The sequence below is a fragment of the Pseudorhizobium banfieldiae genome, assembly GCF_000967425.1.
GTDB lineage: Bacteria > Pseudomonadota > Alphaproteobacteria > Rhizobiales > Rhizobiaceae > Neorhizobium > Neorhizobium banfieldiae.
On the sequence record NZ_FO082820.1, the window covers coordinates 3635801 to 3655496 of the forward strand.

Annotated in this window: 19 protein-coding genes; 10 read left to right on the forward strand and 9 right to left on the reverse strand. The window is 60.9% G+C overall.

Translation table 11 applies throughout. The features are described 5' to 3' along the window. The first annotated feature begins 94 nt into the window (after positions 1–94). Complete coding sequence (locus NT26_RS17590; protein ID WP_052640650.1) at positions 95–1846, forward strand: SulP family inorganic anion transporter; 1752 nt, start codon at positions 95–97, stop codon at positions 1844–1846. Between the two features lie 19 nt (positions 1847–1865). Here NT26_RS17590 and NT26_RS17595 read toward each other — a convergent pair whose 3' ends face one another. The 6 genes from NT26_RS17595 to napE are packed head-to-tail and all read right to left on the reverse strand — an operon-like array spanning position 1866 to position 6481. Further along, positions 1866–2570, reverse strand: coding sequence for a NapC/NirT family cytochrome c (locus NT26_RS17595; protein WP_052640651.1), 705 nt, complete (start codon positions 2568–2570; stop codon positions 1866–1868). A 3-nt stretch (positions 2571–2573) separates the two neighbouring features. Continuing rightward, complete coding sequence (locus tag NT26_RS17600; RefSeq protein WP_052640652.1) at positions 2574–3062, reverse strand: nitrate reductase cytochrome c-type subunit; 489 nt, start codon at positions 3060–3062, stop codon at positions 2574–2576. After that, positions 3032–5536: a periplasmic nitrate reductase subunit alpha gene (gene napA / locus NT26_RS17605; RefSeq protein WP_052640653.1), complete on the reverse strand. Its 2505-nt coding sequence runs from the start codon at positions 5534–5536 to the stop codon at positions 3032–3034. The genes NT26_RS17600 and napA overlap by 31 nt, the downstream gene beginning before the upstream one ends. After that, positions 5511–5798, reverse strand: a complete 288-nt coding sequence (locus NT26_RS17610) for a chaperone NapD (protein WP_052640654.1) — start codon at positions 5796–5798, stop codon at positions 5511–5513. The genes napA and NT26_RS17610 overlap by 26 nt, the downstream gene beginning before the upstream one ends. Then, a complete protein-coding gene (locus tag NT26_RS17615) occupies positions 5791–6282 on the reverse strand; it encodes a ferredoxin-type protein NapF (RefSeq protein WP_052640655.1) in 492 nt (163 codons plus the stop codon). Before NT26_RS17615 ends, NT26_RS17610 begins: the two co-directional genes overlap by 8 nt. A 7-nt stretch (positions 6283–6289) precedes the next feature. After that, positions 6290–6481 (reverse strand): periplasmic nitrate reductase, NapE protein, encoded by a 192-nt coding sequence (gene napE / locus NT26_RS17620; protein ID WP_052640656.1) that lies wholly within the window; start codon positions 6479–6481, stop codon positions 6290–6292. Positions 6482–6697: 216 nt separating this feature from the next. Between napE and NT26_RS17625 the strand changes: the two genes are divergently transcribed. Continuing rightward, positions 6698–7171, forward strand: a complete 474-nt coding sequence (locus NT26_RS17625; RefSeq protein WP_065814601.1) for a hemerythrin domain-containing protein — start codon at positions 6698–6700, stop codon at positions 7169–7171. 58 nt (positions 7172–7229) lie between these two features. Here NT26_RS17625 and NT26_RS17630 read toward each other — a convergent pair whose 3' ends face one another. Further along, positions 7230–7829 (reverse strand): GNAT family N-acetyltransferase, encoded by a 600-nt coding sequence (locus tag NT26_RS17630; protein ID WP_052640658.1) that lies wholly within the window; start codon positions 7827–7829, stop codon positions 7230–7232. A gap of 408 nt (positions 7830–8237) precedes the next feature. Between NT26_RS17630 and NT26_RS17635 the strand changes: the two genes are divergently transcribed. Then, entirely contained in the window at positions 8238–10877 is a 2640-nt protein-coding gene (locus NT26_RS17635) for a bifunctional diguanylate cyclase/phosphodiesterase (protein ID WP_052640659.1), read from the forward strand. A 158-nt stretch (positions 10878–11035) separates the two neighbouring features. On the opposite strand, the gene NT26_RS17640 is transcribed toward NT26_RS17635, so the two are convergent. Then, positions 11036–11278 (reverse strand): DUF6074 family protein, encoded by a 243-nt coding sequence (locus NT26_RS17640; protein ID WP_052640660.1) that lies wholly within the window; start codon positions 11276–11278, stop codon positions 11036–11038. Positions 11279–11522: 244 nt separating this feature from the next. Here NT26_RS17640 and NT26_RS17645 point away from each other — a divergent pair, with 244 nt between their 5' ends. The 7 genes from NT26_RS17645 to NT26_RS17675 all read left to right on the forward strand — a co-directional run bounded on the left by NT26_RS17645 (position 11523) and on the right by NT26_RS17675 (position 18461). After that, positions 11523–13028, forward strand: a complete 1506-nt coding sequence (locus tag NT26_RS17645) for a globin-coupled sensor protein (RefSeq protein WP_052640661.1) — start codon at positions 11523–11525, stop codon at positions 13026–13028. A 140-nt stretch (positions 13029–13168) separates the two neighbouring features. Further along, positions 13169–13939, forward strand: a complete 771-nt coding sequence (locus NT26_RS17650) for an SDR family NAD(P)-dependent oxidoreductase (protein WP_052640662.1) — start codon at positions 13169–13171, stop codon at positions 13937–13939. Next, the gene (locus tag NT26_RS17655; protein ID WP_082077757.1) at positions 13936–14877 is read left to right on the forward strand and encodes a 2-dehydro-3-deoxygalactonokinase; all 942 of its coding nucleotides are present in this window, start codon (positions 13936–13938) and stop codon (positions 14875–14877) included. Before NT26_RS17650 ends, NT26_RS17655 begins: the two co-directional genes overlap by 4 nt. Continuing rightward, positions 14877–15509, forward strand: a complete 633-nt coding sequence (locus tag NT26_RS17660) for a 2-dehydro-3-deoxy-6-phosphogalactonate aldolase (protein WP_052642331.1) — start codon at positions 14877–14879, stop codon at positions 15507–15509. The genes NT26_RS17655 and NT26_RS17660 overlap by 1 nt, the downstream gene beginning before the upstream one ends. Before the next feature lie 80 nt (positions 15510–15589). Next, positions 15590–16300: a FadR/GntR family transcriptional regulator gene (locus NT26_RS17665; RefSeq protein WP_052640663.1), complete on the forward strand. Its 711-nt coding sequence runs from the start codon at positions 15590–15592 to the stop codon at positions 16298–16300. A 15-nt stretch (positions 16301–16315) separates the two neighbouring features. Continuing rightward, complete coding sequence (locus NT26_RS17670) at positions 16316–17518, forward strand: mandelate racemase/muconate lactonizing enzyme family protein (RefSeq protein WP_052640664.1); 1203 nt, start codon at positions 16316–16318, stop codon at positions 17516–17518. A 25-nt stretch (positions 17519–17543) separates the two neighbouring features. After that, a complete protein-coding gene (locus NT26_RS17675; protein WP_052640665.1) occupies positions 17544–18461 on the forward strand; it encodes a DMT family transporter in 918 nt (305 codons plus the stop codon). Between the two features lie 197 nt (positions 18462–18658). Here NT26_RS17675 and NT26_RS17680 read toward each other — a convergent pair whose 3' ends face one another. Next, a complete protein-coding gene (locus tag NT26_RS17680; protein ID WP_052640666.1) occupies positions 18659–19663 on the reverse strand; it encodes a TRAP transporter substrate-binding protein in 1005 nt (334 codons plus the stop codon). Between the last annotated feature and the right edge of the window lie 33 nt (positions 19664–19696).

A 19696-nucleotide genomic window follows, 5' to 3' on the forward strand; every position in this document is an offset into this window, starting at 1 on the left:
CGGATCGACGGAGGAAGCCTCATGCAAAATGAACGGTACCGGCGGGGAATGATCACCGCAGGCGCTTGTCAACACCGCGAAGGTCGCAGGACGCATGGCTCACCCGACGACGACATTTGGACCACAAGAACCCTCGTTCTCAGAGCTGTTCACGCCTAAGCTCGTCACGGTCCTGCGGGAAGGCTATCGCCTGGAGCATCTTCGTGCGGACGCGATCGCCGGCTTAACGGTTGCCATCGTGGCTCTGCCGCTTTCCATGGCGATCGCCATCGCCTCCGGCGCATCACCAGCCCAAGGCCTCTACACGGCCATCATCGGTGGCTTCCTCGTATCCGCGCTCGGCGGCAGCCGCTTCCAGATTGGTGGACCGGCGGGAGCCTTCATCGTGCTGGTCGCGGCGACGGTGCAGGCGCACGGTATGGACGGTCTGATCCTTGCGACGTTCATCTCGGGCCTCATTCTGGCGGCGATCGGCTTCCTGCGCCTCGGCACCTACATCAAGTTCATTCCCTACCCGGTCACCGTGGGCTTCACCGCCGGAATCGCGGTGATCATCTTCGCTAGCCAGATCAAGGAATTGCTGGGGCTTACTCTCGCCTCCGCCGAACCGGGCGCTCTTCTGGAGAAGCTACCCGTCCTGTGGAACAACCTGCCGACAGCAAACCCCGCCACGATCGCCCTTTCTGCATCGACCGTCGCCATCATCGTTGCGCTGAAGAGGCTGCGGCCGCGCTGGCCAGGCCTCCTGATCGCGGTTACCGCAACTGCAGCGGCGGCGGCACTGCTCGCCCTGCCGGTCAGCACGATCGGCAGGGCGTTTGGCGGAATACCCGGCTCGCTCCCCACACCTCACCTGCCGCAGATTACCATCGAGAAGATGATGGCCGTCATGCCTTCGGCCTTTGCTTTCGCGCTTCTGGGTTCGATCGAATCACTGCTTTCGGCGGTGGTGGCAGATGGCATGACGGGGCGCCGACACCGCTCCAACTGCGAACTGGTGGGGCAGGGCGTCGCGAACATGGGCTCCGCCCTCTTCGGCGGCTTCTGCGTGACGGGTACGATCGCCCGGACAGCCACCAACGTCCGTTCCGGTGCCCATGGTCCGGTTGCGGGGATGCTGCACGCGCTCTTCCTGCTGATGTTCATAGTGTTTGCAGCACCACTGGCCAGTTTCATTCCGCTGGCAAGCCTCGCGGGTGTGCTGGCCGTCGTGGCCTGGAACATGTTCGAGAAGCAGGCATTCTGGACCCTCTTGAAGGCCAGTCGGGGTGACGCGGCGGTGCTGCTCGTCACCTTCCTTCTCACCATCTTCAGGGACCTGACAGAGGCGATTATCGCCGGCTTCGCACTGGGTTCCGTGCTATTTATCCACCGCATGTCGCAGACCACCGCAGTGCATGCCCATGCTCTCGTGGCCGAAGACGAGGCGGATGCGACGACGGGAGGTCGAACTGCCTATGACGAGGCGGCTGCGAGTGATCCTGATATCATGATCTATCGCATCTCCGGGGCCTTCTTCTTCGGCGCGGCAGCCTCGATCGGCGCCGTACTCGACCGCATTTCCGATCGGCACCGGGCGTTGATCATTGACCTGGACGCGGTTCCGTTCATCGATTCGACGGCCGCAAACACGATAGAAAACCTTGGCCACAAGGCCGGCCGCCGAGGACTGACAATCTTGCTGACCGGTACGACTGAGGCGCTCCGGGCCGAACTCTTCGCCCAGGGGATACGGCCGCCCATGGTCCAATTCGAGTCCACGATAGAGACAGCCCTTGCCCGCTTGAACCTGCCGGGCGGCACCGAGAGGTTCAACTCCGTTCCTGCGGCGGCATCACCCCACTGATCGGCTGCGCCGACCCGTCCTATTTCATGCTCGCCAGCCCGACATGTGCCTGGTCCATTGCCTTTCGCAGTTCGTCGAGTGCGGATGCACTCGGCAGGACCTCGCCTTCGAGCTCGTCGGGCATTTGCCAACCCGGCTCCACACCCTGCATGTTCGGAAGCTCATGGGCGATGCCCTTGTGGCAATCGATACAGGTCGCGCGGCCCGAAAACAGGTAGCGCTGATGGATATTGGCCGCACGCTCCGTCTGCTTCGACAGATCCATTGCCACGGAGGAATGGCAGTTGCGGCATTCCAGGCTGTCATTTGCCTTGAGGCGTGCCCATTCATGCTGGGCAAGCCGTAGCCTTTCGTCGAGGAACTTCTGGCGCGTGTTGATGGTCCCGAAGATCTTGCCCCATACCTCCTTGGAGGCCTGCATCTTACGCGCGATCTTGTCCGTCCACTCGTGCGGTACATGGCAGTCGGGGCACGATGCCCGCACTCCGGAGCGGTTGGAGAAGTGCACGGTGCGGGTCAACTCCTCGTAGACATTGGTCTCCATCTCGTGGCAGCTGACGCAAAAGGCTTCAGTATTGGTCAGCTCGAGTGCCGTATTGAAGGCACCCCAGAAGATGACGCCACCCACAAAGCCGCCGAGCGTCAGAAAAGCTAGGCTGAGCGTTGCGGCGGGCGTGCTGAGAACCTTCCAGACCCAGGCCCAGAGACGTTTTATCCTGTCCATTCTCTAGTGCTCCCCGAGATGCTTCACACCCATCTCGCTCATGTCGCGAAAGGTGTTCTCGACGAGCGGATTGACCTCCGCCTGCGGCACGTGGCACGCTGTGCAGAAATACCGGCGCGGCGACACATCCGCCAGCATCTGGCCATCCCGGGTCATGTAGTGGGTGACGCTGATCATCGGCGCACCCGAACTCTCGGTGAATTCCCGCTTGTGACACGATAGGCAGCGGTTGGTGTTCACCGACAACTGGTAGCCCTCGATCGAATGCGGAATCACCGGCGGCTGGTCCGGATAGGCTCGCATCTTGCGGACATCATCGACGGTCCACTTCGGCAGTGGCCGCGCGGGCACATTCTCCATCTTCTCCGACGGCCCGGACAATTGCGGCACCGTCTGTGCCACAACCATCGTCGCCATGAACAGGGCGGCGAAGGCTGCCGCAATTCCAATCGGGCCGCGGCTCACGCGACGGGTACGATCTTGACTGCGCATTTCTTGAAATCCGTCTGTTTGGAGATGGGATCGGTGGCGTCGAGCGTGACCTTGTTGATCAACTGGCTTGCATCGAACCACGGCACAAAGATCAGCCCCGGCGGCATGCGATTTCGACCGCGGGTTTCCACCCGCGAGCGCATCTCGCCACGGCGCGATATGATCCGGACTTCTGCTCCCTGGTTGATACCGCGCTTGCGCGCATCGTCGGCGTTCATGAAGCATCGGGCCCCGGGGAACGCCTTGTAGAGCTCAGGCACCCGCATGGTCATTGAGCCCGAATGCCAATGCTCCAGCACGCGTCCCGTCACCAGCCAGACGTCGTACTCCTCGTCAGGAGACTCGGCCGGCGGCTCATAGGGGACTGCAAGGATGACGGCACGGCCGTCCTTGCGCCCGTAGAACTTCACACCCTCTCCGGGCTTCACATAAGGATCATAGCCCTCGCGATAGCGCCACTTGGTTTCCTTCCCGTCCACCACGGGCCAGCGCAGGCCACGGACTTCGTGGTAGGTATCGTAAGGAGCAAGGTCGTGCCCGTGACCGCGCCCGAACTCGGCATATTCCTCGAAGAGGCCCTTCTGGATGTAGAAGTCGAAGGCCTCCGCCTCGCGGTTGGCATAGTCCTTGTTCACCTCGGCCAGCGGAAACTGGTCGACCTTGCCGTTCTTGAACAACACGTCGAACAGGCTCTTGCCGCGATAGTCCGGATGGGCATCAAGGATCTCCGCCGGCCACACCTCGTCCGTCGTGAAGCGCTTGGAGAATTCGACAATCTGCCAGAGGTCGGAGCGGGCTTCCCCCGGGGCGTTCACCAGCTGGTGCCAGACATGGGTACGGCGCTCGGCGTTACCGTAAGCCCCTTCCTTCTCCACCCACATGGCGGCTGGCAGGATGAGGTCCGCAGACATCGCAGTGATCGTCGGATAGGCGTCCGAGACGACGATGAAGTTGTCCGGGTTGCGATATCCCTGATAGGTCTCGTTAGCGGTATTGGGCGCCGCCTGGACGTTGTTGTTGACCTGAACCCAGTAGAAATTGAGCTTGCCGTCCTTGAGCATACGGTCCTGCTGGACCGCATGATAGCCCGGCTTGTCCGGCAGGAGCCCTTCAGGAAGCCGCCAGATTTCTTCCGCATGGTGCCGATGCTCGGGATTCGTGACCACCATGTCGGCGGGCAGGCGGTGGGCGAAGGTACCCACCTCGCGCGCGGTGCCGCAGGCGGAGGGCTGGCCGGTGAGCGAGAAGGGTCCGTTGCCCGGCTCGGAAATCTTTCCCGTCAGCAGGTGCAGGTTATAGATCATGTGATTGGCCCAGACACCGCGGGTGTGCTGGTTGAAGCCCATGGTCCAGAGCGACATGACCTTGCGGTCCGGGTCAGCGTAAAGCTCGGCCAGTTCCTCCAGGAATCCTGGATCGGCACCGGTGAGTTCCGCCGTCTTTTCCAGGGTATAGTCGGATACGAACGCCTTGAATGCCTCGTAGTCGATCGGTTCCATCTTTGTCGGATCGCCGGCGTTTGTCGCCTTCAGTTCCAGCGGATCCTCTGGGCGAAGCCCGTAGCCGATGTTGTCGACGCCCTTCATGAAGGTCGTGTGGTTCTTGACGAACTCCTCGTTCACCCGCCCGGTCGTGATGATGTGGTTGGCGATGTAATTCATGATCGCCAGGTCGGTACTCGGCGTGAAGATGATTGGTATGTCCGCCAGATCCATGCTGCGGTGGGTGAAGGTGGACAGCACGGCGACCTTGACGTGCTCGTGCCCGAGCCGGCGGTCCGCAAGCCGGGTCCAGAGGATCGGATGCATCTCCGCCATGTTCGAACCCCAGAGCACGAAGGCATCGGCATGCTCGAAATCGTCATAGCAGCCCATCGGTTCGTCCATGCCGAAGGTGCGCATGAAGGCGTAAGCGGCCGATGCCATGCAGTGGCGTGCGTTGGGGTCGAGGTTGTTGGAACGGAAGCCGGCGCGCATCAGCTTCGTCGCCGCATAGCCCTCGAAGATCGTCCACTGGCCGGAGCCGAACATGCCGACGGCCGTCGGTCCCTTCTCCCGCAGGACGCGCTTGGCCTGGTCAGCCATGACGTCGAAGGCTTCTTCCCAACCGACCGGCTCGAACTCCCCGTCCTTCGCGTAAACGCCGTCGCGCTTGCGCAAAAGCGGCTGTGTCAGACGGTCCTCGCCATACATGATCTTCGACAGGAAATAACCCTTGATGCAGTTGAGGCCTCGGTTGACCTCCGCCTGCATGTCGCCATGAGTGGCGACAACCTGGCCTTCCTTGACGCCGACCATGACGCCGCAGCCGGTGCCGCAGAAGCGACAGGGCGCTTTCGACCACTTGATCTCCAGCGACTCCACCCCGCCGGGAACCGGCTGTGCGCCCGCCGGTAGCGCAATCCCCGCTGTCGTTGCGGCAATTCCGGCCGCATGCGCCTTCAACAGGTTACGCCGCGTCAGTTCTGCGTTCATCGCCGAAAGCCTCCTCGTCTTCTGCGTGTTCAAAAACCATATTGGCCGCGAAGACCCCGGGCAGCCCCGAGATCTCGGAAAGCACAGCACCGAGTTGCCCGCTGGTCCTGCCCTCGATGACGACGACGATCTTGCCGTCCTGGACTGCGAAGATCTCGACACCTTCCATGGCTAAAAGCGCTGCAGCGACGCTGTCGGCCGCATCCGGTCTTGTAACCACGACGGCGCTGGAAACGTGGTAGCGCTGGGGCTTCTCAGGCATCTGCGAACTCCTTTGCAGCCTTGACGGCGACCGCAGCGACCGGGCACACGCCGATGCAGGCACCGCAGCCGCTGCAGGCATCTTCGTTGATCTCGGGCAGGAAGGGTCCACCGAGGCGTGGTCGGAAGCGTATGGCGTCGGTTGGGCAGTGATCGCGGCAGGCCTGGCAGTCAACGCCGTTCATGGCGAGGCAGCCGCCGTCGATCTCAACGACATGCGATAGAAGGACAGGTCCGGCAAAGAGATTTTCGGACTGAGGACAATGGGTTCGGCACTCGCCGCAGAAAGTGCACTCGCCCCGGGTGAAGTCGAGGGCGGGAAGGCCATGGTCCAATACAACGATGCCGGAAGGACATCGTTCAAGGCAAAGACTGCAGGAAGAACAGACGTCGGGTCGGGTACCAAGGAAACCGGGAGGAACCACCTTGCCCTTGGTGGGGCCGCGCCCGCGCAGAAAGTCACGTCTTGAAAGAGGCGCGCCCATGCCTGCCTCAATGGCCCGGAGGCCCAGGTGGCCCCGCAATGATCTGATACATCCAAACCAAGAAACCGTAACCACCGACCACGCCAACGGCAACGATCGGCCAGATCCCGAATGCGAGAACGAGAAAGGTCGCGATCTCAGATCGGCGTCGTGACTTTGGCGCCTTCGCCGGCGGATCGTTGACCGGGTAGTCAGCCATCCGGATCTCCTTATTCCCATTCGGCTCATATCAAGAATGGACCGTGAGACGTTGAAGTCAACACCCTCGATTTTCACTGAGGCGGCGCCGAGGCCGGATTCGTAACTGCCAGCGAGTATGGTCCGCCCCGCTGAATTTGTTTGCGGAAGCGCAACTTCGTGAAACGTGTGCCGGACTAGATTTCTTTGCTTGATGGCGAAGAAGATTGCGAGAACCATGACGAGAAAAGCGGAACTGCGAGCGGCAGATGTTGCCGCGCTGGAGCGCAATCACCATACGCTTCTTTCGCTCTGCCTTCTGCTGGAGGAGATTGCTACCTCTGGTCCGTCAGAGATTGCCCCGGAGAACTGGCGAACTGCTGCCGATGCCATGCAGCCGCTTCTGGAGGACACGCATGAGTTGGAAGAGCGCAGCCTGTTTGCGAGCTTCGACAGGACGGTCGTATCGCCGCTTTCTCCAGGCGCCGTTCAACGCTTGAGGGCCGAGCATCGCGGCGACGCTCATGCCTGCAAGCGCGTCTTGCAGGCCTTGAACCGGCTGGAGGGGGGAAACTATTCTCCAGGCGAGCAGGCCGACCGACAGCTCGTGACCGGCTTTGCCGAGGCTCTTCGTCGCCACATCCTGTGCGAACAGTTCATGCTCGAGACGCTGATCGCTGCCGAGGACGACCGGAGCCTGATCACCACGTGACCTGGTCTCTGCTTCGGAGAGCCTGGCGCCAATCCTGTTGCTCATCGCGGATGGGATGTCACTTGGGTGCGTCGCTAACGCCGCCCTTTGTGTATAGACTGATGTCGATCAATCCGTACCCCATGCGTAGGCGGCGCTGAACCAGGTGCACTTCGAATCCGGCCCTCTGGCAGCCTTTCAGCGAGGGGACATTGTCCGTTCCAACGAAGGTGAGGACATAGCGCGCACCAAACGAGGCCGCGCGCTCCGCGATCAGGGCCATCGCGGCGGACATGATACCGAACCCGCGATGACTAGGGGGTGTGTAGGCATTCTCCAGTAGCGCAGTGTCCTCATCAAGCCGCGGGAAGCCTCCCAGCCGTCGGATCAGATCGTTCTGCGACGCGCCGACAAGCCACTGCACATAGCACGGCCGACCGTCGCGACCGTCAATCGCCACATAGCCACCGCTTCCCACTGTGTCGGCGAAACTCCGTCGCCATGCGATCTCCTGCTGTTCATCGAAGGATCTTGAAAGATCATCCTGCGGCATCAGCAGATCGAGGTCATCCGCGCACAAGGGCCGGACCGTTATGGGGATCTTGGCGGGTCGCGGAGCAAACTGCAATTCGAGATCGCGCCGCAGGGCGTAGCGCGACTGCGAGGAAATAAGGCCCATGGCGAGCCTGCTAGCAAGCCTTCCCCGCTGCTTTCTCAGCCATTCTTGCGTCCTCGGCAAGTGCGGGCTGCTTGGCTGGTTGTGCCGACTTGCATGTTGCTTCTGTCCCACTTCGAGACCCGGTTGCTCGCTCTGTAACACTTTATAGCCCATGCTGCGCTCCATCAGTTCGTTGATGGGTGTAGCTGCATGATCCGTGCCATCTTGCAGTATTCTTCCGGAGATCAGGTTCTGAAGGGCAACGGATGGTGGCAGCTTTTCGCGCCATCGGAGACCCAGCGGTTCAGGGCAATCCGGGATAGAATATCTTAAAGTTTATCGGAGAGATTGCAGCTGAACTCGCGGACACAGCTTATGCAATCAGAGCCCCCTCATCGCGCTCCTAACGCCACCCGTAAGAGGTGGGGGTTGACCTATTACGTCCCGGCCTTACTCGCGATCACGACCGTTCTGACCATCTTCGCCCTCTCCGATTCCGATCGGCTTTCGCAGCATCGGGAAACCCAGCGCGCCAAGGCTTCTGAACAACTGGCCGATGTCATCTCACGCCTCGAAACGAACGTGCACGGGAACGTGAACCTCGTGCACGGTCTTGTCGCAGCGGTTGCGGCCGATCCGCATATGAGCCAGCCCCGCTTTGCAGCGGTCGCGGAAAGGATCTTCGCGGTCCCCTCCCAGCTCCGCAATGTTGCCGGCGCACCGGACTTTGTCGTGCGGTTGATCTACCCCCAGGAGCCCAACAAGGCCAGCCTGGGCCTCGACTACATGGCAACACCCTCCCAGCGAGAGACGGCCGTTCAGGCTGTCGCCCGTCGCCTGGTAATGATCACGGGCCCGGTTGATCTCGTCCAGGGCGGACAGGGACTGATTGCCCGGTACCCTGTCTTCTCGCTCAGTTCAAACCGCTTCTGGGGCTTGGTATCCGCAGTTATCGATCTCAACCGGCTCTACTGGGACAGCAACGTCAACTCGCCGTCCCAGACACTCGATATTGCTATCTCGCGGCGCCCGACGCCGCGCGAGGGTGATGTCTTCTTCGGTCGACCGGAGCTGTTCTCTGAAGATTCGGTGACGGCAGCGATCGATTTGGGCTACGATAGCTGGTATCTCGCGGCAGTTCCCAAAGGCGGGTGGAGCAGCGAGCCTTCGGACATGTCCCGGTTCCGCTTCCTGGCGGCGCTCGTGGCGTTCTTCATCGTCGCGCCTCTCGTGTGGGCGGGACTTTTGATGCAGCAACGACATCGAAGCCATCTCCTGCTGCGGGAACGCGAAGAGCGGCTGGAGGTATTGTCTCGCCGCCTGCAACTGGCGCTTGAGGCCTCCAAGATCGGGGTTTGGGAATACCACCCCGAAACAGACAATCTCCTGTGGGATTCGCACATGTGCGACCTCTATGGTCAAGCCCATGACCAGAACCAGGGATCGTTCCAGGACTGGGCAGCCAGGCTCCACCCCGACGACCTGATCGACGCCCAGGCCACATTCAGGCGATCGATCGACCAACGTCTCCCCTACTTGAAGGACTTCAGGATAATTCTACCCTCTGGAGAGATTCGCCACATCCGCGCCCATGGCGCCGTGGAAGAAGCTCCAGACGGGACGGTGCGCGTTGTTGGTGCCAATTGGGATGTCACCGAGGACATTGCCATGCAGGTCGAGTTGCGGACAGCAAGAGCGAAGGCGGAGGAGCAGAACCGGGAATTGCGGACCACGCGCCGCATCCTCGAGCATCAATCCTTGCACGATGCCCTTACCGGACTGCCGAACCGGCGGTTTCTCGACCAGTTCATGGTCACGGCAGATACTTCCGATCTTTCACAGAAGCTCGCCTTCATTCATATCGATCTGGATCATTTCAAGCATGTGAACGATACGCTTGGGCACGGCACCGGCGACGAGGTACTGAAGGCCGCAACGGCGCGGCTTCGCGAAATTGTCGGCCCGGAGGAGGTCGTGTCCCGGATCGGCGGGGACGAGTTCGTGATCGTCACCTGCGGCCCTGATCCGGCGGACCGGGCGCAGGAAGTGGCCCTTCAGATCGTCGCCATGCTGGCGCGTCCCATCGAGATTGAAGGCCAGGAGTGCCGTATCGGCTGTAGCGCTGGCATCGCCTGCCAGACCATGGCGGGCGAGACGCCGCAGCAACTGCTGATGAACGCCGATATCGCCCTCTACGAGGCAAAGAAGAAAGGGCGTAACCGCGTCGAGATCTTCTCTGATGATCTTCGAGCGGTCACGATTCAGACGAAACAGACGGCGGACGAGTTGCTGAGAGCGCTAGAAGGCGACGCGTTCGTCCCCTTCTTCCAACCGCAGTTCGACGCTCAGACCCTCGCTATCAGCGGCGTTGAGGCGCTGGCGCGATGGGAGCACGCCGAACGGGGCATCCTGACGCCCGACAAGTTCCTGGAGGTTGCGGAAGGCCTCGGTCGGGTTGCCGAGATTGACGCGCTGATCCTCGAGAAGTCCCTGTTCCAGATGACGCGCTGGGGCGCCCACGGCATCGAGATCCCAAAGTTATCGGTCAATATTTCAGCGCAGCGTCTCAAGGACCCGAAACTGCTTGGAATGTTGGGAGCCCTTCCCACGGACGGCTATACCGTTGCCTTCGAACTCCTGGAATCCATCTCGTTCGAGGATCAGGAAGAATACTTGAAAGCGGCCATACGCCTGCTCAAGGAGCGCGGCGTACAGGTGGAGATCGATGATTTCGGCTCTGGCCATGCATCCATAGTCAGCCTGCTGGAACTTGCGCCGCACCGCTTGAAGATCGACCGGAAGCTGGTCGCGCCCATCGACGTCTCGGAGTCCCAGAGGCGCCTGGTTGCGTCGATCATCGAGATCGGACGTTCGCTCGGGATCGGGATCGTGGCGGAAGGCGTCGAGACGATGACCCATGCGGAGATCCTGAGGGAGATGGGTTGCCAGACCTTGCAGGGCTACGCCTTCGCCCGTCCGATGTCGTCAGCGGACCTCATGGCATTTGCCGAGGACTGGCAGTCACGCTATCCCGCAACGAAGACACTGGCCAGCTTGCGACGCGCATGATTTATCGTCCGGAGACGCCTCATCAGTACCAGCGGCAGTTGGTGGGTTCGTCTTTTTAAGTCCACGCTGAGGCACTGGTCGACAAGGCGCACCACGAGCCCGTAGGAGGAAGCGCGTCACCAGCTCCTATCTGAAGCAGAAGCGCTGAGAGCGGCTACTTATCCGATGGATTCGCTGGCAAAGCCCGCCTGTAGCTCCAGTTGAACCGCATTCATGAACATTTGAGCCTGATGCGAGATTTCCGCTTCGCACGCCCCAACCTCCCGGAGCGCTGACACCAGCAGAGCCATCTCATTGCGCCAGAACTGGTTGGCCTTCTCACCATGCAGGTCGCGAAGGGTCGCTGCACATCGACGGATGTCTGCAGCGCGGCGATGGGACGGGAATTGGAGAAGGGTCATATCTACTCGTGGCACTGGAACGATTCGGAACTCAGGTGCCAGCTTGGCGTCACTTCCTTCACAAAAGCTGAATCGCAACCTGACCCAGGCGTCGGACTCTTCGGGAGTAGCAGAACCCTCCGCCTCTTCGCTCTTTCACACATGCCGCGGCAATCATCGCTAACGCTAAATTAATTGCGAATTGAGAGTTGTAGATCGACCCGCCTCGTAGCGCGCCCATAACAAGCATCTCACAGAGGGCACCATGCCAAACCACCGCACAACTGATCTTCAAGACCGACTGCAGTTTGTAGGGCTCGATGCCGCGCAATTGCGCAGCCTTTCCGGCATCCAGCCTCTCATCAGCCGTGTTCTTGGCCCGGCCCTCGACACCTTCTATGGCAAGATCACCCGCCACCCGCACACCGCGAATTTCTTCAAGGACAAGTCCCACGTTGCGCATGCCAAGTCCCGCCAGGAAAAGCACTGGACCCTGATTGCTTCGGGAAGCTACCGTGACGACTATGTCGACGGTGTGACGACCGTTGGCAAAACCCATGCGCGCATCGGTCTTGAGCCGCGCTGGTATATTGGTGGCTACGCCCTCATCCTCGAGCAGATCATCAAGGCGGTCGTTCAAGAGGAACTCAAAGGGTTCCTGCACGGTCGCAAGGCCGAGAAGCTTAGCAACGACCTTGCCGCCGTCACCAAGGCGGCCTTGGTGGACATGGACTATGCGATCACGGTCTATCTTGATGCTTTGACTGAGGAACGCACTCGCCTGGAGGCCCAGCGCCAGGCGGAAAAAGCAGAACAGGACGCTGCCCTGTCTGCACTCGCCCCTGTTCTTTCCCGGCTGGCACAAGGTGATCTCACCTGCCAGGTGAGCGAGCAGCTTGCTCCTCACTTCGACGTATTGAAGGCGAACTTCAACGAGTCTGTGGCAGCGCTTGACGCGGCAATGCAGGAAATCAACCAGGCCGTCTTCGAGGTGCGCGCTGAGGTGGATGGCATCGCGTCGGCTGCCGACAACATGGCCAAGCGTACGGAGCATCAGGCGTCTGCGCTCGAAGAAAGCGCTGCCGCCCTGGAACAGATCACGACGATCTCCGGCCAGTCCGCAAAGCGCGTCATCGAGGTTCAGGCGGTCGTCCAGGAATCGGAATCGGAGACCGTTAGATCGGGGCAGATCGTCAAGGAAGCCATTGCCGCCATGGGCGATATCGAAGGTTCGTCACAGAAGATGAACCAGATCATCGGTGTCATCGATGAAATCGCCTTCCAGACCAATCTTCTGGCACTCAATGCCGGTGTCGAGGCCGCGCGGGCCGGCGAACAGGGCAAGGGTTTCGCCGTCGTCGCCCAGGAGGTCCGGGAGCTGGCTCAGCGATCCGCTGCTGCCGCGAAGGAAATCAAGGAGCTGATCGACCGGTCATCCGCCGACGTCAAGCGCGGGGTAGATCTCGTCAATCTGACGGGAGAATCGCTCAGTTCAATTGGGAAGCGGGTCGGCTCGATCAACGAGAACATCGCATCCTTGACGCGATCCGCCCAGGAACAGGCATCCGGTATTGGCGAGATCAACTCGGCGGTGCGCAGCATGGACCAGATCACCCAACAGAACGCCGCCTTGATGGAGGAGGCGAATGCCTCGGTACAAAGTCTTTCGGCAATCAGCGGGCGGTTGGCTGCACTGATCGGGCGCTTCCGTATCGCGGGAAGTCAGCAGAATGCCACCCCTGCATCGCGGATGAAAAAAACAGCGGCTTGAGAAGTAGCCTCCGTCGACGGAGCGCTTCCTAGACGCGCCGACAGATCAAGAAGCCTCCATTGGAGGCTTCTTGTGTTTTGGTGACTGCCTGCATAGAACACCCTCAACTGACGAAGCAGCGCCGACAGGAAGGGCAAGCCTTGTCCGCACCCATTGTCCAGCACTCCGATCTTGCCGGAAAGGGTGTCCTCGTGACCGGCGGCGGCTCGGGCATAGGGGCCGCGTTGACTGCGGGATTCGCCGCCCAGGGTGCGAAGGTGGCTTTCATCGACCTTGCCGAAGAGCCGAGCCGCGAGTTGGCGGCTGCACTCTCCGCCGGATCAGTGCACCCGGTGACATACGTCAAAGCCGACCTGAGAAGCGTCGAGCAGGCACAGTATGCCGTTCGGGAAGCCGCAGCCGGCCTTGGCTCCATTTCCGTGCTCGTCAATAATGCCGGCTGGGACGATCGGCATGACGTGGACGAGGTGACCGAGGGCTATTGGGACGAAAGCCAAGCCGTCAATCTGAGGCAGATGTTCTTCGTCACCCAGGCCAGCCTCCCCTATCTGCGGCAGGCGTGCAGCGCATCGATCATCAACTTCTCGTCCATCTCCTATCTTCTCAACATGGGCGACCTGCCTTCCTACGCGGCGGCCAAGGCCGGAATCATCGGTCTGACGAAAAGCCTCGCCGGCCGACTTGGGCCGGAAGGTATCCGAGTGAATGCCATCCTGCCCGGCATGATCGTCACTGAGCGACAGAAGCGTTTGTGGCTGACGGAGGAGATCCTCTCCAGCACCGTTGCCCGGCAATGCTTGAAGCGCCCGCTCGCGGAAGCTGATCTCGTCGGCCCCTGCCTATTTCTCGCCTCCTCAGCCTCTGCTGGGATGACGGCGCAAACCATCATCATCGACGGAGGATTGCTTTGACGACGCCCGCCTATGCCGCCGTGGACTGGGGGACGAGCAGCTTCCGCCTGTGGCTGATGGACCCGGCCGGCAGAATTCTGGCCGAGCGCCGCAGTGGCGAGGGCATGACGTCCGCAGCAAAGATGGGCTTCCCCCAGGTCTTGGAAAGCCACCTGCAGGCGGTCGAAGCCCCGGCGGATCTGCCGGTCATTATCTGTGGCATGGCAGGCGCCCGCCAGGGTTGGATCGAGGCCGGCTACGTGGACGTCCCGGCGCTGCTGCCCGCCATACTCTCAGGCGCAGTGGAGGTTCCGGAAAGTTACCGAAAGGTCCACATCCTGCCCGGTCTCGCACAGCGTGCGCCAGAGGCTCCTGACGTGATGCGTGGTGAGGAGACACAACTGCTTGGTGCGATTGACGGATCTGCGCCAAGCGGTGAGCAGAACGTTTGCATGCCCGGCACTCACTCGAAGTGGGTGCATCTCAGCGGTGAGACGGTCAGCGGATTTTCCACCTACATGACGGGCGAGCTTTTCGAGGTGGTCTCAAAGCATTCGGTGCTGGCGCATTCCCTTGCCGATGCCGACTCGTTCGACGGCGACCATCCCGTTTTCACTGCAGCGGTACGCGCAGCCTTTGAAGCGCCGCGGCGTCTCACGAACCTCCTCTTTACGGTACGGTCCGGCACGCTGCTCGCCGGACTGACAGCCACGGATGCCGCCGCTCGCTTGTCGGGAGCACTGATCGGCGCTGAGATGGCAGGCGGCTTGTCTTCCTCCGGTTCACAGGCAGCATCCATTCGCCTTGTCGCCTCCGGCCGGTTGCGAGGGCTCTATGAGGGCGCGTTTACTGCGGTGTCGCTGCCGTTCACCACGATCGACGCGGACGAGGCCGTTCGCGCCGGCCTTTCGGCAGCCGCACGTCAGATACTACCGCTTCAATTGCAAAGGACCACATGATGACGCGCATCCCGCTCCCAGACATGGCCTATCCCCTTGTCGCCATCCTGCGGGGTCTGAAGCCAGCGGAAGCAGAAGCGGTGGTCGGCAAACTGATCGAGGCTGGTTTTACGGCAATTGAAATTCCCCTGAACTCTCCCGAACCCTTTCGCTCGATCGAAATCGCGGCCCGACTCGCGCCGGCCGATTGCCTGATCGGCGCCGGCACCGTGCTGACCGTGGAGGATGTGGGACGGCTTGATGGGGCAGGTGGAAGGCTGATGGTGAGCCCGAACGTGGAGCCGGACGTCATCCGCGCCGCTGCCGCGAGGGGCATGGTGACGCTTCCGGGTGTCTTCACACCGAGCGAAGCTTTGGCCGCTGCAAGGGCCGGAGCGACCGGCCTTAAGTTCTTTCCCGCCAATGTACTCGGCCCGGCGGGTATCACGGCGATCCGGGCGGTTCTGCCGAAGGACTTGCTGATTGCCGCCGTCGGCGGTGTTTCCGAAAAGAACTTCCGCGACTACATAGATGCCGGCATCACCGCCTTTGGTCTCGGCTCCAGCCTCTATAAACCGGGCATGAGCGCCGCTGAGGTCTTCGAGAGGGCCCAAGCCACGATTGCCGCCTACGATTCTGCATCCGCCATGTAGGGCCGCAGCACAAGGTTCTGCTTGTCAAACCGTGGCGACGCTCGTAAACCTATCATACAGGTTTCCGAAGAATGTAGGACATGCTTGAACCTCAGGGTCAGATCAGGAGCGACTATGTCGACGGCGCGGTCACGGCGATCGCCCGGCTTATTCGTGATCGAGATCTGAAACCAGGTGATCGCCTCCCTGCCGAAGGCACCCTGTCGAAAGAACTTCAGGTATCGCGCACGGTGATTCGTGAAGCCCTGAGATCCCTGGCTGCGCTCCATCTTGTCCAGCTTGGCGCCGGCAAGCGCCCGACCGTAGCGCAACTGGATAACGACGCATTCTCGCTCACGATCGAGCACGGCGTGGTAACGGATCAGATCGATATCCAGCAGATCTACGATGCACGCCGAACCATAGAAGCCCGTACCGCGGCCCTGGCAGCCCTGCGCCGGACGGATGCGGAGGCAAGGGCGATCGCGGCCCATGCCCGCGCGATGCTCGAGAATCGTGACGATCCGCGAAAGGTGATGGAGCACGACATTGCCTTGCATCTTGCCATCGCCCACGCCTCCCGCAACCCGCTGTTCACCTTGATCATCGGCGCCTTCGGCGGCGTCACCCGACAGACGTGGCCGATAGGCTGGAAAAGTCGCACGAGCGACGATGAGCGGCAGGCGATGAGCGAACTCCACGTTGCGATTGCCGACGCAATCGCTGCCGGAGAACCCACAGCAGCAGCGCGCCTGATGGATGAGCACTTCGACGAGAGTATCAAGGCCCTGCTGCGCGCGGGCCTTATCTGACAACAGGAAATCATTATGAAGATCACCCGGCTCGAAACCGTGCGCATCGCCGAGCGCAGCAATCTCCTCTGGGTCCTCGTCCACACCGACGAAGGCATCACCGGGCTCGGGGAGACATTCTTCGGCGCGGAGACGGTGGAAAGCTATATGCACGAATACGTCGCGCCACGCGTCATCGGCCGCGACCCGCTGCAGATCGATCTCCTGGCGAACGAATTGGTGGGCTATCTCGGCTTCCGGTCGTCCGGCGCAGAGGTCCGAGGGAATTCTGCCTTTGACATCGCACTTTGGGATATCTTCGGCAAGGTGACGAACCAGCCGATCGCCCAGCTGCTCGGTGGCTTCAGCCGCAAAGAGATCCGCACCTACAACACCTGCGCCGGCACTGAATACATCAAGAAGAATACAGGCCAGACGACCGCAAACTACGGCCTCACCGGAGGCACCGCCTACGACGACCTGAACGGCTTCCTGCACCGCGCCGACGAGTTGGCGGAATCGCTGCTCGCGGACGGCATAACCGCGATGAAGATCTGGCCCTTCGATGCAGCCGCAGAAAAGACGCGCGGCCAGTATATCTCGATGCCGGACCTGAAGCTCGCCCTCGAGCCTTTCGAAAAGATCCGCAAGGCTGTCGGCGATAAGATCGACATCATGGTGGAGTTTCACTCCATGTGGCAGCTCCTGCCGGCGATGCAGATCGCCAAGGCGCTCGAGCCATACCAGACCTTCTGGCATGAAGACCCAATCAAGATGGACAGCCTGTCGAGCCTGAAGCGCTATGCCGAAATCTCGCCGGCGCCGATTTCGGCATCCGAGACGCTGGCGACCCGCTGGGGCTTCCGCGATTACCTGGAAACGGGAGCCGCGGGCATTGTCATGCTCGACATATCCTGGTGTGGCGGCCTCTCGGAAGCGCGCAAAATTGCGTCCATGGCAGAAGCCTGGCACCTGCCGGTCGCCCCGCATGACTGCACCGGCCCGGTGGTTCTATGTGCTTCGACCCATCTATCGCTGAATGCCCCGAATGCCCTTGTCCAGGAAAGCGTACGCGCCTTCTACAAGACTTGGTATCGGGATCTCGTGACCGCACTGCCGGAAGTCAAGAACGGCATGATCACCGTTCCGCCTGGTCCTGGCCTTGGCATGGAACTGCATCCGGAGCTAGAGAAGACCTTCACCGTCAGCCGTCGATTCTCCGACGCTTCCACCATCTGACGCCACGCTTTTTTCGGGAGGAATCATGACCAAGATCGCTTCGGCTACGGCCGGGTTCGGGGTCTCATCTGCAGCCGGACCGCTGGTCATGTTGCTGGGAATGCTGTTGTTTGCCCTGAACGATGCCATGGGAAAATGGCTCGTGTCCTCCTATGGACTGGGGCAGGTCATCCTGATCCGTAGCGTGGCAGCCCTCATCATTCTGTCGCCGCTGTTGTGGAAGGCCGGCCTCGCACCCATCGTGAACGCGGAGCGAAAGGGCATGCAGCTTGCCCGCGTTCTCTTCTCCACGGGCGAGGTCTTCTGCTTCTACTATGCCGTCATGTACCTGCCGCTGGCCGATGTGATGACGTTCTGGCTCGCGGCTCCGATCTACGTTGCCGCACTTTCTCCGCTCCTGTTGGGCGAACGCGTCGGCTGGCGGCGCTGGACGGCGATTGCTATCGGATTTGTCGGGGTCATCATTGCGCTTGAGCCCTCGAGCGCCATGTTCACCTTGCCTGCCATCATCTCCATCATCGGCAGTGCAGCATTCGCCTTCATGATGATCTCCGGCCGCTTCCTGCGCGGCACACCGGATACGACGCTGGTTCTGTTCCAAACCGGCGCCGCCGGCGTGGCTGGCCTCATCTTCGCGCCTTTCGACTGGTCGCCCATCCAGTCCCAGACTGACCTTCTGTTGCTCGGGCTGCTTGGCGTCGTGGCAATGTCCGCACACATGCTCGTCAATCGGGCGCTCAAGATGTCCGATGCCGCGACGGTCGCTCCGCTGCAGTATACGCTGCTGCTCTACGCAGTGATCTTCGGGTGGATGTTCTTCGGTGACGTTCCCCGCCTGACGATAATGGTCGGCGCTGCGCTGATCATTGCTTCGGGCCTGTTCATCTTCATCCGGGAGCAGATGTTGAAGAAGAAACAGGACCGTCCGATGGAGGTGCCGTAAACATCGCGATTTTCACGTAGGACGTAGAGAAGCCGCCCTTCGGGGCGGCTTTTTTCATGCCTGTCGTTCATCTGAAGCGGTGGAGGGAAGTTAGGTGCGCCACCTGTGCGGCCTGGAAACACAGAAAAGGCCCGGAACAATGTTCCGAGCCTCTCCTGATGGGCGGCTGTAAATCGCAGCCACGCAAGCTAGATCCGTTACTTGCGGATCTCTTCCAGCTTGGCGAGGATGCCGTCGACGACATCCGCACCGATGGTTGCCTTGTGCTTCTCGTAAACGACCATGGACTTCTCGCGGATACGAGCCTGCTCTTCCTCAGAGAGAACGTTAACTTCGAGACCGGCTTCCTTGATCTTTTCCAGCGACTTCTTGTTGAGGTCCTGGATAACCCTACGCTCTTCGTCACGGCCAACGATCGCGCACTCGCGCAGAGCTGCCTGCTCTTCCGGAGTGTACGTATCGAAGATTGCCTTGGAGAAGAGGAACAGGAAGGGGGTGTAGGCGTGGTTTGTCTCGGTTACGTACTTCTGCACTTCGTAGAACTTCGAAGTGTCGATGGTGACGTACGGGTTTTCCTGTGCGTCGATCGCATTGGTCTCCAGTGCCGAGAACACCTCCCCGAAGGCCATCGGGGTAGCGTTGGCACCAAGGTTCTGGAAGGTGTCGAGGAAGATGTCGTTCTGCATGACGCGAACCTTCATCCCTTCGAAGTCTTCCCACTTGGTGACGGGACGTACCGAGTTGGAGAGGTTGCGGAAGCCATTTTCCCAGTAAGCAAGATTGATCAGGCCGGCTTCTTCCAGCTTCTCGTTCATCATGTCGCCGAATTCACCGTCGAGAACCTCATAGGCCTCCTCGGCATTCGCAAACAGGAACGGCAGGTCGAACACGCCGAGCGCCGGAATGATGCCGACCAGCGGGGACGACGAGGTGACGACGGCTTCCTGGACGCCCGAACGCAGGGCCTGCGTTGCCTGAAGGTCGCCGCCGAGCGCGCCGCCCCAGAATGCAGTCAGCTTGAGCTTGCCACCCGACTTGTCGTCGAGGCAGGCCTGCATGGCCTTGATGCCGTTGCCGACCGGATGGTCTTCATTGATGCCGTTCGAAACGCGGATGTTGCGGTCGTTGAACTCCGCGAAGGCCGGCGCTGCGGCCGAAAGGCCGAACGCGATTGCAGTCGTGGCAAGAAGCAGTTTCCTCATAATATATCCTCCCTTGGATAAGTTGTTGAGGGG